Raw genomic sequence first — 14,155 nt, 5'->3', positions numbered from 1 at the left:
ATGTAAGCGCTGTCAGTCAGGGTTATTGGATTGGACACCATCGGCCAGCGAGTTAATGGTTTCTTCATAATTGGGGGGGGCATGATTGGGGGGATAGTTCAGGGTGTTGTAGGGTGGCGGAGCCATTGAGCCCGCAGGTGCAGGCAAATGGGTATCGTGCAGCAGGGGCTCAACATCAATCACAGCAGAATCCTTACCCGGTGCTGATTGCTCCTGCTGTTCCGGATGACTACAGCGACTGTCAGAGAAAGGGCCTAGATAACAACACAGAAATTTGGCTAGCGTGGAGCATGCACTGGGAAGGCCGCTAGCACTGGCACAGTAGCGAGATCGCTGTTCCTTATTTGCACACGCATACCCCAAAGAGCCCATAGTCAATACCCCAACCAGACCCCCGGCGACTGTCATTCCCGAGCATATGCCAAAGGTAGCGCATACTTTGCCCGTCATTAGACCTAATTTAAGACAGCGGTCTGCCTGATCTATATTTCCGAGACAGCAGCAACAGTCTTTGAGAAAGTTTGTGCAAGTACAGGATGTGACTTTGACCCCTGTGAAAATACCGGAACCTAAGCCCGCAGCAGCTCCGCATTGGAAACCTCCATAGACACAGACTTTTGGCTCGGTCATTTGTCTGCTGATAGTTTGTGGAGTAGGTGCTGTCAGCATTATCCTGTTTCCTCATCGCAATTCTGAATTTAATGTCCATGTAGACAGAATTTTTTGGCAAGAGTTCACTGATATTTTTGAGGAGAAGGAGATAGCTGAAAAGGCAGGAAAGAATAAGGGTGGTCTGGACACCCTTATCACAAGAAGAAATGGCAATCAGATAGAGACTTCACCAGCCAGACTGACACTGAGCATGGCTTTAACCGCGTCGGTGCCGAGACCCAGAGAGTAAAGGTGATGAAGTTTACAGAACATGGCTTCGGTAGTGGTATCCAGGCCTCCCACAATACCTGCTTTGGCCAGTGCTGAGCCTGCTGCATAGCTACCCTGATGAACTGTGCCCCGGTGACACTGGGTCAGGTTAACAATCAATTTTCCTGAAGCGGTTGCCCTGGCAAAGGTGTCCAGCAGGGCGTGGTCAGCATCAGGGCCATTGCCTGTACCATAAGTGCGCAGAATAAAGGCATCCATGGGTTGATTCAGCGCTGACTCCATCCACCTGGCAGTAATGCCAGGGAACAGCTGCAGAATGCCAACATGGGTTTCACCGTCGCAATCAAGCTGAAACTTTTCAGCTTCCTTTGGCCGCCACAGGAGCGTTTCATTGAGTTCTACATGGATATCTGCCCGGCCAAGCCAAGGGTAGTTGGGGCTGTCAAAGGCATCAAAGAGGTAGGCGTTCAGTTTACGGGCACGGTTGCCGCGCAACAGGCGGCCGTTGAAATACAGGCAAACCTCTTTGATTCGGTCATCAGTCGCCACGGTCAGGGCACCAACCAGATTTTCCAGACCATCGGTGCGGGCTTCACACAGAGGAATCTGGGAGCCGGTAAAGATGACCGGCTTCTGCAGGTTTTGCAGCATAAAAGAGATCATGCTGCAGGAATAAGCCATGGTATCGGTACCGTGCAGAACGACAAAACCATCAAACTGCTCATAGCGGCTGGCGATATCAGCGGCGATTTGCTGCCAGTTACCCGGGCGAATATTGCTGGAATCGATCAGCTGAGGGTATTCAAACAGTTCGAATGCTGGCAGGCTGGCCATCACATCAGGAGAAAGTTTCTCTTCCAGCAGCCCCATCAGGTTATCCCCGGGCGCATAGCCGGAATCTGAATGGCGCATACCAATGGTTCCACCGGTGTAGGCAACGTAGATTTTCTTGCTCATGAATGTTCCTGATTAAGATCAGCCTCACAGTATAAACGGCGATTGTCATTGGGTGATGGGCTTTGATCAAGTCTATCACTGCAATGCACGGTCAGGTGGGGCAGAGGCTGAAAAAAAACGCCGCCCTGTTGATAGCAACCCGGGCGGCACTGGGAATGAATGATAAAGAGAGTAATCAGGCGGTAGCCATCTGGCCGTGGACTGAATGATCTTCCACTTGTTTCACATACTTGTTATCCACCGGGCGGAATTTACCCAGGTAAGCAAAGGCAACAACCAGGCCGATACTGATGAAGCTCATCCACATGTAAGGCACGTAGGCGAAAGTAGATACTCCCAGCAGGCCCGCCATGAAGATACCGTTGTCAGACCATGGCACCATACCTGAAGTCAGAGTACCGCCAAATTCCGAGCTGCGGGAGAGCATACGACGGTCAACACCCATACGGTCGTAGTTTCCGGACATGATCTTGGGGGTCAGGATCAGTGATACGTACATGGCAGAACCGAATACGTTGGCCAGGAATGCAGTAGCCACAGTGTAGGCAGTCAGGTTGCCTTCATTGGTGATACGGTTTTCAAAGGTGCGGGCGATGGTTTCCAGGATGCCCACCTTATCCAGCAGGCCACCAAAGCCCAGGCCGAAGATAACAACCGCAACGGAACCCAGCATGTTCACCATACCGCCCCGGTTCAGGATGTTGTCCAGAAAAGCGTTGCCGGAATCAACCGTCAACGGTGCCCACAGGGCGTTCACAGCGTCGATGGGCGTGCGGTCCTGGAACAGAACTGCCCAGACCACACCCAGGCCAGCACCCAGCATGATAACCGGGTAGGACGGGAACTTTTTGGCCAGCAGGAAAAGAATGATAACTACCGGAACAAAAGCCATGAAAGAGATGCTGAAGTTCTCATCCATCAGGTTCATAACTTCCTGCACCTGGGCCATATCAGCACTGCCGCCAAACTGGAAACCGTACACGGTGAAAGCGATGGCCGTCAGGACATAAGCAGTCAGGCTGATGGGCAGCATGCCCTTGATGTGGTCAACAATTTCAACCTCGGACATTGAGGAAGCCAGGATAACACTGTCCGACAGGGGAGAGAGTTTATCACCGAAGTAAACACCGGACAGGATGGCACCGGCAGTAACCGGGGCAGGAACGCCGAGACCCTGACCAATTCCCATCATGGCGATACCCGCAGTACCGGCTGCACCCCATGAGGTACCGGTTGCCAGGGCGGTCATGGAACAGATCACCATGGTGGCCAGCAGGAAGATGGAAGGATGGATAGTTTTCAGGCCGTAGTAAATGATCGATGGAACAATACCTCCGGCAATCCAGGTGCCCACCAGTGCGCCTACGGCAATCAGAATCAGGATCGCACCGGTGCCTTTGAAGATACCTTCTGCGGCAGCCGCTTCAAGATCTTTGTACTGGTGGCCCAGTTTGACACCCAGTCCCATGGCCAGGAACCAGCCGATGCAGAGCGCCAATTGAATAGGAAGGTTCAGTTTGGCGGTAAACGCAAAAGCGAGAACCAGAAAGGTACCTAATACCAGGGACACCTGTCCCATAGAAGGTAACGTGATCTTCTGCTCCATGAATGAACTCCGAGGGGTTATTAATTTAATCAATGCGCTATCGAACGCGCATATCCTAATGATTTGGCAAGTATATTTTTTGATCTGTGTCAGAAAATGACAGCGAATCCTTACAGTCCCCTCGGAAAAGCGAAAAATAATGAGCTGGGACAATTTTTTCTTGGAACATATGTTCGAAATTGTGAGTTTTCAGGCTGAGAGAGCGGTCACATTTTGACGATGCAGAAAAAAAGTCTATGTTTTCATCACAGTCAGTTTTATTACCGGGAAAGAGGAGATTCGTGAAAATTATTGAGCATCTTGCCAACATTAAACTGCCGACCACACTTCTGTTGGTGTTGTTGATCCCTTTTCTGACAGATCCCTGGATGAGCTATGACGTTAAGTCATTTTTTTTCACCCTGAGCCTGACCATTAAGTCACTGTTGGTTTTTGTCCTGCCATTTATTGTGTTCAGCTTTGTGGTCTCCTGTCTCGCCAGAATGGGTAAGAATGCTCTGCTGTTTGCCCTGTTGTTGATCATGATGGTATTTGCTTCCAATATCACGGCCATTTTCACCGGGTATACCATTGGCAGTGTCATGGTGCCGCTGATATCCATGCCTATCACCCTTGATGCTCTTGATGGCAGTGGTCTGGCGACCATGTGGGTGTTTGAATTACCCCCTCTATTCACAAATATGAATGCCTTGATTGTGGGATTCATTGCAGGCCTGCTGGTGAATCTGCTGGATATGCAGCCGCTAAGGGCACTTTGTTTCAGAGCCGGTGATGTTTCCAGCGGGTTCCTGAAACATTTCTTTATCCCGATACTGCCTTTTTTTATCCTCGGATTTGCTTACAAACTCCATGCTGATGGAATTTTGAGCCAGGCTATCTCGGCTTATGGCAGGATTTTGCTGCTGGTTATTGTTTCGCAGCTGGCTTACCTCTTTATCTACTTTTTTGTGGCTGCAAAGTGTTCATTTCGGGCTTTTATTACCTACGTGGGCAACGTATTTCCTGCGTGGTTAACGGGTTTAAGCACGGTCTCCAGCGCCGCCACGATGCCTGTGTTAATCGACAGTACTGAAAGAAATATCGGTAATCCCATCATGGCAAGAACCATCGTACCTGCCACAGTCAATATTCATACCATTGGCAGTGCAATAGGTTTGACCATTCTGGCGCTGGTGACACTGAATACTTTCAATATGCCACTGCCTGATCTGGCGGGTTTTGCCATCTTTGGCTTTTATTACGCTTTGGCCAAATTTTCGGTAGCGGCTGTGCCCGGTGGGGTCATTCTTGTGGTAGGGCCAATCTTGCAGAGTTTGATGGGCTTTTCAGATGAGATGCTGGGGTTAATTACCGCCGTCTATATGATATTTGATCCCTTTGGTACCGCCATGAATGTTAGCGGAAATGGGGCTTTCGCCATTATATTTTCAAGGCTGTGCCAGAGGCTTGGCCTTAACGGTGATGATGGCAATGAGGATGGTAAGCAGGAGCCTGAAAGTAGTGTGGCTTGATGGAGCCGCAGAGATCATGAAGCACATTGTGAAAAGCTTGTCTCTTGCTTTTCGGGTTTTGTGATCTCTGTGGTTTTGGTTGTTATTGAACCAGCCGCTGATAAAGGCCCGACTGCCTCTTGGTGGGCGACTTTGCAGCTTTGATCAGGATATCCATTTCGGCGAAGAGCGTAAGTCTGGATTTGGCCCGGGTAATCCCCGTATAGACAAGCTCACGGGTGATGATCGGGCTGTCTTTATCCGGTAACACCATGACAACATCCGCAAACTCAGAACCCTGGCTTTTGTGAATGGTCATGGCGAACACGGTTTCATGCTCAGGAAGTCGGCTGGGTAGAAACTGCCGGACCTGTTTATCGGGCAACTGAAAAGCGATCCGGAGCTGGCCATCAGGGCCTCTGATGGTAATCCCGATATCACCATTGTACAGGCCAAGCCCGTGATCATTGCGGGTGATCAAAACAGGGCGGCCTTCATACCATTGTCCAGTCACGTCGATCAGGCCTTTTTCTTGCAGGGCTTTTTGTATTGCTTCGTTCAGCCCTGAAATACCGTAGGGGCCTTCCCGCAAGGCACATAACACCTGAAACCGGTTAAAGGCATCAAGAATATGGTGAGGGGCTGATGTCTGTTGAATGAGTTCCAGGTAGTGTCGGTAGGAATCAACGGACTGCTGTATCAATTGCTGATAATCAGAGTCCCCGGCGATGGAAAAGCGCTCAATATCGTCAAAGCCTGAGGTAAATACCGACTGCAGAGATCGCAGATCATTGTTGTTCACGGCTTTGGCCAGACTCCCTATACCGGAATGGGCATCAAAGCGGTAGCTTTTGCGCAGCAGGCAAAGGCTGTCGGAAACGGCAAGATTTGTCCTGGTTTGTGCAGGCTCCATTTTAGCAAGATCATGTCCGGTTAACCTTTCCAACAGATTGCGTTGTTCATTTGAGTAACCAAAGCTGGCGGCTGCACAGATATCACCGAGGACACTGCCAGCTTCCACTGACGAAAGCTGATCACGGTCACCTAACAGAATTAACCGGGCATGATCTGGCAATGCTTCCAGCAGGTGGCTCATCAGTGGCAAGTCGATCATGGAGGCTTCATCCACTACCAGAATATCCAGGTGCAACCGATTGTTTCTATTGTGGATGAAACCGGTTTTTCCGGGAATGACGCCCAGTAAACGGTGCAGTGTTCCGGCTTGAGTCGGGATTTTTTCTCTTACCGTGTCACTGCAGTTTATTTTTGCCAGTGCGCCGCCAATGGACTCGGTTAAACGGGCTGCTGCCTTACCCGTTGGGGCAACCAGTTTGATGTCCGGAGGGGATTGGCGTTTCAGGCCCAGCTCTGTAAGCAGGGCAAGCAGTCGGGTAACGGTTGTGGTTTTGCCGGTTCCAGGGCCACCACTGATCACGGAAAATGAGCGACTGGCGGCCAGTGCCGCAGCAATTTTCTGCCAGTTCAGGCACGCCGACTCGGGAATCAATGAATCAAGGGTGTCGGTATCAGCGCCGTGGTTAACCGAGTTTAGAATGGCTTGCCAGTCAAGCGTATCAACGGACTCAATATCCAGCCACTTGATGAGTTCAGCTTTCTGAGCGGCTTCGGACTTCCCTTGACACTGTTGCAGGACAAAGTGGTAATCCCTGTGAAAGAGTCTCTGCAAAATCGACCGGGCTTCATCGGTATCCAGTGTTTCGGTGCTTCTGCTGTTGAGAAAACCGGCGACACTGCGTTCGTATTGCCAGTACCGATAAAGGTACAGACGCCCATCATCCAGAACCAGGGGTGTTGGTTCACTGCCTTCACCCACAACCTGAGTCCGTTTGAGGCGGGTCAGCCACTGGTCTTTTGGAATGGCAACGGTATCCATCAGTTCGGAACATTCCTGCCCATCCAGACCAAAAAGGCTGAAGTCCGATGCCAGAGACATGCAGACATTGCCCTGGCCCAGTTCAAAGCTGACATTGGCGGCGGCCAGAGTCAGCAATGGATCGGGATTCAAGGAGTGGATCAGTTTGGCGAACTGGTAATCCAGGGCTCGAATAATCCCCTGTTGTTCCAGTATCTGCAGCTGATTTAACATCTTATCAGCTCCTCTTTTTGATTATCTTTGCCATCTTCACCACGGAAAAGCCGATCCAGACCATTAATAAGCTGAAATGAGGGCTTATGGCTGAATATGCCGTGTTGCTCAGGATCATTCATCTGCACGCCGCGCAGAAACAGATAGATAACGCCACCGAAATGCCGGTCATAGTCATAATCCGGTACACGTTGTTTGAGCAGTCGGTGCAATGCCAGAGAGTACAGCTGGTATTGCAGATCGTAACGATGCTCTATCATGGCTTTCTCCATGGCTTCCCTGGAATAATCACTGATGTTATTTCCCAGCCAGTTTGATTTGTAATCGAGCACATACCAGCGCCCCTGATATTCAAAGGTCAGGTCAATAAAGCCTTTCAGCATGCCTTTCATACGGTGGAACTGCAGCTCTCCGGCCCTGGCGCTCAGTGAATCGTGTTGAGCAATCAGCTGGTTAAGGCTCTGGGGATTAAGCTGTTCGATAGGCAGATAAAACTCCATTTCAACCCGTCGAGCGGAATCTGGCAGATTTATAAGGCGAAGATTGTCTTTATCCAGCGGCGCGTTGAGGCAAGTTAACAACATACCTTTGGTAGCGGGCAGCCACTCTTCGCCATAACCGGCCCGGGCGTGGCTATCCACCAGAAAGCTGTCGAGATAGGCGTCACTGTCTGCAAAGCGCAATGCGTTCATATCCAGCTCTTCAAACAGACTGTGCATAAACGTTCCCGGTTGAGCCCCCTTAGGAAAGTTAAACAGGCTTAAAGGGGCGGCTTCAGACTGCGGGTTATCCGGGGCCGTATGTTGTTCATTGATGGCATCAGTATCAAACCCTGGCGATTCATTACTGGCAACGGCCGGTGTCTCAGCGCGATGTGATGCATGCCGTGAGAGTGCTGAGTAGCTGGTGGTCCACCAGTTTCTTTCAATATTTCCTGTGAAATTCCGTGCGCTTAACGACGCTTCTTGTGTATTCACTGAAGCATAGGGTGGGAGAGTGTCGGCTGGTGGTGCAGAAATCACGATCTGTTGATGATCACATTGCCCGGCCACTTGCTCCAGCAACAGATTCAGATCCTGACTGATGATCTCTGAGCCCTGGTTGAGCAAGTAACCAATCGCGCTCTGATGCAGATCAGTTTTACCCTCTTTACCGGCTTTCCCCGATTTGTAGGGAGCCATCCCCAGGTAGCAGCAGTAGACCGAGCGGGTCAGGGCAACATAGAGCAGGCGCAGGTCTTCCGCCAGACGCTCTTTTTCGGAAAGGGCTGAGGCTTGTTCCGAGGGGGTTAATGCCAGCCAGGTTTCACTGGTTTGCGGGTCATGGTACAGGGGGGAATCCGCTTTACGCAGATGGCATGGAAAGGGGATAAAGACCACCTTGTATTCCAGCCCCTTGGATTTATGAATGGTAATGATCTTGACCAGGTTCCGCTCGCTCTCCAGGTGCAACTGCTGATCATCGGCGTTTTGATTGGGTCTGATGACCTGTTCGGAAAACCAGCGAGCCAGGGCGGATGCTCCCTGCTGTTCCAGGCTGGCGGCCGCCAGCAGCTCGCCCAGGTGTAACAGGTCGGTCAGACGCCGTTCCCCATCCTGGAATGAGAGCAGTCGTTCGGCGATTTTCCGTTGGAAGACAAGCTGGCGCAACATGGGCAGGATGCCTTTTTTCTGCCAGAGTTCGCCATAGTGAGTGAACTCTTCCACCGCGCGTTCCCAGGCTTGTTCATCCACATTGAGTGCATTCAGGGCCGGGGCATCAAGATGGAAAAGCGTGGTGGCCAGCGCCGCTTTCAACACCCGTTCGCTGGTGGGTTGCAGGCAGGCCTGAAGGACTTTTTCCAGGTCAGACGCTTCCCGAGCAGCAAATACTGAGTCCTGGTTGCTCAGGTAGATACTGGCGATATTCTGTGCGGCCAGGGCCTCACGAATCTTCTGGCCATGGCGGCCACTGCGAACCAGTACGGCAATATCACCGGGTTGTAGAGGTGTTTGCCGGTCGCCGTTGTGAATCTGGCAGTTGCCCTGGTCTGCGGCGGTGAGCAGGCGGTTGATCTCGGTGGCGGTTGCCTGGCTCATGGTATCCAGATAGCGCTCGGCATTGATGGTGGGTCCATCAACGGGCTGCTGCAGCCACAGGGTCATTGCCGGTAGTGCTTCTCCCTTATGATAAAGGCGCTTCTGCGCAGCACCCGGGGATGGGTGAACGGGTTCAAAAGGGATGCTGTCGTTGTAGATAAAGGGGGACGGTGAATGCTGGAATACCGTATTCACCGCAGACACCATGGCATCGCTTGAACGCCAGTTGGTCGCCAGCGTGTAATGGCTGTGTACCTGTTGCCTGGCCTGCATGTAGGTGAAGATATCGGCACCACGGAAGGCATAGATGGCCTGCTTGGGATCGCCGATCATAAACAGGCCGACGCCGGGGTCACCGCCTTCCATGTAGATCTTGTTGAAAATGCGATACTGAAGAGGGTCGGTATCCTGAAACTCATCAATCATGGCAATGCGATACTGGCTGCGAATTGCCTGGGCCAGCAGCTCGCCGTCACCGGCCTTCTCTTCGCAATTGCCTTCAGGATTACCTTCAGGAAACAACGCACTGGCCAGGTTGGTCAGCAGGTCATCAAAGGAGAGTTGATAGCGGCTGGCTTTCAATTGTGTCAGCTGGTGTTTGATATGTTGCAGTGCATCCCGGGTAATCAGGCCCTGAAGCGCCTCCTTGAGAGAGAGTGGCAAATCCAGGAATTCATCAATTTTCCGAAAAATGGGGTGCTCGGGCAGTTTGCCGGTTTTTAACAGGCTCTTTTGTAATACTTCGGTGCCGTAGATCTCCCAACTGTCTTTTTCCAGATTGGGAATCAGATCGTCAGAGGCAAGAAAACTGTTCATTTGGCCAAGACGTTTCAGCGGTTTGCGGTCTTTACGCAGGCCACAGTTACGCAACAGGTCTGCGATGGTGTCCTGATCGTTTTGCCAGAGTGTCTTCAACTCCCTGGCGGGTGACAGATAGACCCTGTTGAACTCCTCCATGGATTCCGGCACCTGGTCTCCGGCCAGTTTCAGATCTGACAGGGGCAGCCAGCTGCGCAAATGACTCAGCAGGTCGTTGGGTGTTTTCCAGAGGTTGCGGATCAGTTTCACCAGCGGTTTTTCCAGGGGATAGAAATGCCGGCGCCAGTAGTCCGCAGCACTCAGCTGCAACATGGGCTCGGTATCGGTAATCAGCTCACTGGAGAAGAGTGTGCCACTTTCAAACGCATGCTGTTTCAACATGCGCTGACAGAAGCCGTGGATGGTGAAAATCGCCGCCTCATCCATCTGCTGTTCTGCGGCCAGCAGCAGTGCCTGACACTGTTCTGGCTGATCCATATCTTCAATCAGCTGCTGAATAAACGGGTCGCTGGATTTTCCCGCAATAAAGTCATCCCGTGTCTGGTGAATTCTGGCCCGGATACGATCCCGCAATTCGCCGGTGGCCGCTTCGGTAAAGGTAACCACCAGTATCTGATCAACGGTTAACGGGGTTTCATGTTGTGTTTTATCGCTGCCATGGCCCAGCAGTATGCGAAGATAGAGATTGGCAATGGTATAGGTTTTGCCCGTGCCGGCACTGGCTTCGATCAGGCGGACGCCGTGCAGGGGCAGGGCGTGTGGGTCCAGTGTTTCCGGAACCAGGTGGTTCTGGTCAGTTGCTGTTGACTGGCTCAAGGCTGTTGACTGGCTCATGGCTGTTCCTCCTGCAAACAGTCAAACGCAGGAGCCATAATCTCTCTGGTAAGGCTGGTCATTTCAGTAAATACCGGCGTCAGCTCTGGGTAGACCCGCTGTATATAGTCATCACTGCACTCCCCCCGCACATGGAAGTCATCCCCGGCAAAGGCTTTTTCGGCGGCTTTTTCTGCCTTGTCCGGGTTATCATCCGGATCGGCCTTCAACCAGCTATAGGCCGTTTCAGGGAACCAGGGCAGCGGCAGGTTCTGACCAATCTGGAAGTAATGGATCAGTGTGGACAGGTGTTGTTCTGCTTCCTGTTTTGGGATGACCGGCAACAGGCGCTCCTTCTCCGGGTCATGAATACGGGTCACGGTTGGATTTTCGGTCGTGCACTGACACAGGTGCTCAATCCAGCTCCTGATCAGATCTTTACCTTTAAAACTGGCGGGGCGGTAGCGAAGCATACCGGACGCAGAGAAGCCGTTCAGCCAGCCGGTCAGAAGCACCGGAGGGTGTTGACGTTCGAGGTGGGGGAGCTGCTGGTTCACTTCCCGGTCTTCAGCACTATTTTCCAGCTGTGGGCTTAATCTGTCAGCCATTGGGGTAAGGTCTTTTATCTGCTCATCCAGCAGAATCTGGCCAAAAGCGGAGTGTGGCAGCTTGCCGGAAGAGTGCAGCCGACTGACCAGGCGTTCGGGTGCTTCTTCGTTAATCAGACTGTCAAGAATCCCGGCTTTCAGCTGGTAATTCTCCAGCGGCTCCATGGCGAATGTTTCGGTCTCCTCCAGGGCTTGGGCCTGAACGGAGAAATAGACTTTCAGGCGGCGATTAAAAAAGTAGCGACTGGGGTTGCTGTAAAATCTCAACAGCTCGGCAAGCTCAACGTCATTGAGGTTAACTCCCTCTTCATCCGGCAGGCGCGTCTGAATAAACTGGCCTGGCCTTTCTTCAGTGCGACTGGCTGCCGGTAACCACTCTTTAATGTAACTGTGAAAAGTGTGCCCTCGCTGGCCTGACTCAGGCTGATTCAAGAAGTTTCTGTGGCTGAACGGCTGCAGAGGGTGTTCGATAACCAGCTGCTCTGATTTCAGGTCAAAACCCTGTTCGCAGTAGTTGAGCAGTTCGGTGACCAGTACGGAAGGTATGCGCTCACTGTTATCCTGTATCCGTCGGCCAACATAGCTGATGTATAAGGTATCCTGGGCAGACAGCAGAGCCTCCAGGAACAGGTAACGGTCGTCTACCCGACGTGAGCGGTCACCACGCCTGCCATGGCGGGCGATCAGGTCAAATCCGGCGGGGGCAATACTGCGGGGATAGGCACCGTCATTCATACCCAGCAGGCAGACAACCCTGAACGGGATGGAGCGCATGGGCATTAATGTGCAGAAATTGACCTGGCCAGCGAGGAAGCGCTGACTGCTGCGCTCCTGAGTCAAACGTTCGGTCAGATAACTGATAAAGACTCTGCGTGATAATGTTTGCTGGTACCCTGCCTCCTGCAGCTGTTCATAGAGGTGAGACAGGGTATTCCTGACCAGTGTGAGCGCTGCTTCGTCCTCTTCCGAGCGGGTAAGGAAAAAGCGATCCAGCAGCTGATGAGTGAACTGGATCCATTGTTCAATGGTTCGTGTGTTATCCAGTTCATTGAGTAATTGCTCACTGCTATCAATAAAACTGGCCAGATAGCCTGCCAGCACTGCAGACATGCCCTGAACCGCATCCATCGGCAAAATATCATCATAGACGCCGGTATTTTCCGGCATGGCATAGCCCAGCAGCATCCTTCTGAGCCCGAATGACCAGGAGTTAGCCTGCAGCTCTGGCAGGTCAAACCGGGTTTGGTGGGCAGGGGTTAAACCCCAGCGTATACCTGACTCATGGGTCCATTGTCTCAGAATGTCCAGGTCACCGGTGGTCAGGTTGAAACGGTATTGAATGGCGGGCACTTCCAACAGCTCCATAAGCTCCGGGGCGGAGCAGCGGCTTTTGTCCAGCTCCAGCAGTTTAAGGAGTGCTGACAGGACAGGGTGCTCGTTTTTTGCACTGACATCTGAAATGGCCCATGGGATACGACGCTGGTCATCCATGCTGCCAAATATGGCTTGAATCCACGGGGTATAGCTGTCGATGTCCGGTAGCATGATGACAATGTCTTTGGGTGTCAGTTCCGGGTTCTGTTCAAACATATCAAGCAGATGGTCATACAGTATTTCCACCTCTCTGAGTGGGCTATGGCAGCTATGGAATTGCAGAGACTGATCGTTTGGTATCGCCGTTTTCTGGCCCTGGGCGGTCCGGTCGTGCAGCTCGAAGATGTCCTTTTGCAGATTGCCCAGCAGGGTATCCTTGTGATCGCTGACAAAGACATCAATATCAAACGCATCCAGGCCGTGGAGCTGGTGGAAGTAGTCTCTGCCAAGCTTGCCCATTGAGCCCAGCAGCGGATTGCCAATGGCGTCCAGGTTGTCCAGAGACAATCCCTCTTTACTGAACCAGCCTTTATCCTGCTGCTTCTTTTGATCCAGCAGTTTACGGGCTGCCAGCTTGCGCAGATATTTTGGATCCCGTTCATCTCCCCAGTAGTGCTGGCAGGGGTTAGCGACCATTAAATGCACATCGCACTGGCTGGACATTGCCTCGATGGATTCGACAAAATGCGGTGGCAGGGCAGAAATACCAAAGACAAACAACCGCTGTGGCAACTGTGAGCTGCAATCATTATCGGCCATAGCCTCAAGAAAGCGGTGGTGCATATTGGCCCTGTGCCAGTGGGATTGTTCCAGTTCAGCTGTTCTTGAGACCAGGGCACGCCATAGTTTGGGCTGCCAGGGCTGGTCAGAGGTGATTGTGCTGGTGTCATTCCCCTGTTCCCAGTCCAGAATCCAGTCAGGGCGATAGACAAGATATTGGTCAAAAATATCAGCAATTTTTCCAGACAACTGAAACTTCCGAATGTCGTCATCATCACTCGCCAGGTATTGGGTTAATGAATAGAAGTCCGGGTCGTGTTTCAGGGAGTCAAGGAGATCCATCAGCTTCCAGGTCATTGAGTCCTTATTGAACGCGGATCGGCGTGGAACGTCCGGCAGGATGCGGGTATACATTTGCCAGAGGAAACTGGCCGGCAGAGGAAAGTTGACACCGGCAGCTATACCCAGCCCTTTCGCCAGTTCCAGTCTGAGCCACTGGGCCATTCCGGGGCTTTGTACCAGAATCTGTTCATCTTCCAGGGGGTTGCTCGGAGGGGTTTGGCGAAAAAGCTCGACCAGAAGGTCTTTAAGCACATCCAGATGATTGGAATGGTATATGGTCAGCACAGGGAAACGTCGTCATTAACCGATAGATAAGGCTACTGTCGGCGCTATCCACCGTGCTGTCAACCGGATTGGTG

General features: G+C 52.0%; 7 protein-coding genes. 1 reads left to right on the top strand and 6 read right to left on the bottom strand.

The genetic code is table 11. The features are described from left to right. Positions 1-12: 12 nt before the first annotated feature. From ACO6VE_RS08650 to nhaC, 3 genes are all read right to left on the bottom strand, one after another. Positions 13-183 carry a hypothetical protein gene (locus ACO6VE_RS08650; protein ID WP_422448396.1) on the bottom strand — a complete coding sequence of 57 codons (171 nt, stop codon included), beginning with the start codon at positions 181-183 and terminating at the stop codon, positions 13-15. 642 nt (positions 184-825) lie between these two features. Next, entirely contained in the window at positions 826-1,839 is a 1,014-nt protein-coding gene (ansA, locus tag ACO6VE_RS08645) for an asparaginase (protein WP_422448394.1), read from the bottom strand. Positions 1,840-2,014: 175 nt separating this feature from the next. Beyond that, entirely contained in the window at positions 2,015-3,445 is a 1,431-nt protein-coding gene (nhaC, locus tag ACO6VE_RS08640) for a Na+/H+ antiporter NhaC (RefSeq protein ID WP_422448392.1), read from the bottom strand. Between the two features lie 281 nt (positions 3,446-3,726). On the opposite strand from nhaC, the gene ACO6VE_RS08635 reads away from it, so the two are divergent. Continuing rightward, positions 3,727-4,956 (top strand): cation:dicarboxylate symporter family transporter, encoded by a 1,230-nt coding sequence (locus ACO6VE_RS08635; protein WP_422460838.1) that lies wholly within the window; start codon positions 3,727-3,729, stop codon positions 4,954-4,956. Positions 4,957-5,038: 82 nt separating this feature from the next. Here ACO6VE_RS08635 and recD read toward each other — a convergent pair whose 3' ends face one another. From recD to recC, 3 genes are read right to left on the bottom strand one after another with little or no spacing between them, the layout of a single operon-like run. Further along, positions 5,039-7,042 (bottom strand): exodeoxyribonuclease V subunit alpha, encoded by a 2,004-nt coding sequence (recD, locus tag ACO6VE_RS08630; RefSeq protein WP_422460836.1) that lies wholly within the window; start codon positions 7,040-7,042, stop codon positions 5,039-5,041. Next, the gene (gene recB / locus ACO6VE_RS08625) at positions 7,036-10,773 is read right to left on the bottom strand and encodes an exodeoxyribonuclease V subunit beta (RefSeq protein WP_422460834.1); all 3,738 of its coding nucleotides are present in this window, start codon (positions 10,771-10,773) and stop codon (positions 7,036-7,038) included. Before recB ends, recD begins: the two co-directional genes overlap by 7 nt. After that, positions 10,770-14,081: an exodeoxyribonuclease V subunit gamma gene (gene recC, locus ACO6VE_RS08620; RefSeq protein WP_422460832.1), complete on the bottom strand. Its 3,312-nt coding sequence runs from the start codon at positions 14,079-14,081 to the stop codon at positions 10,770-10,772. The genes recB and recC overlap by 4 nt, the downstream gene beginning before the upstream one ends. Positions 14,082-14,155 lie beyond the last annotated feature (74 nt).

Source organism: Endozoicomonas sp. ALB115, assembly GCF_049310245.1.
GTDB lineage: Bacteria > Pseudomonadota > Gammaproteobacteria > Pseudomonadales > Endozoicomonadaceae > Endozoicomonas.
The sequence above is the reverse complement of the archived record's forward strand: the minus strand, read 5'-3'. Positions and strand labels throughout refer to the sequence as shown.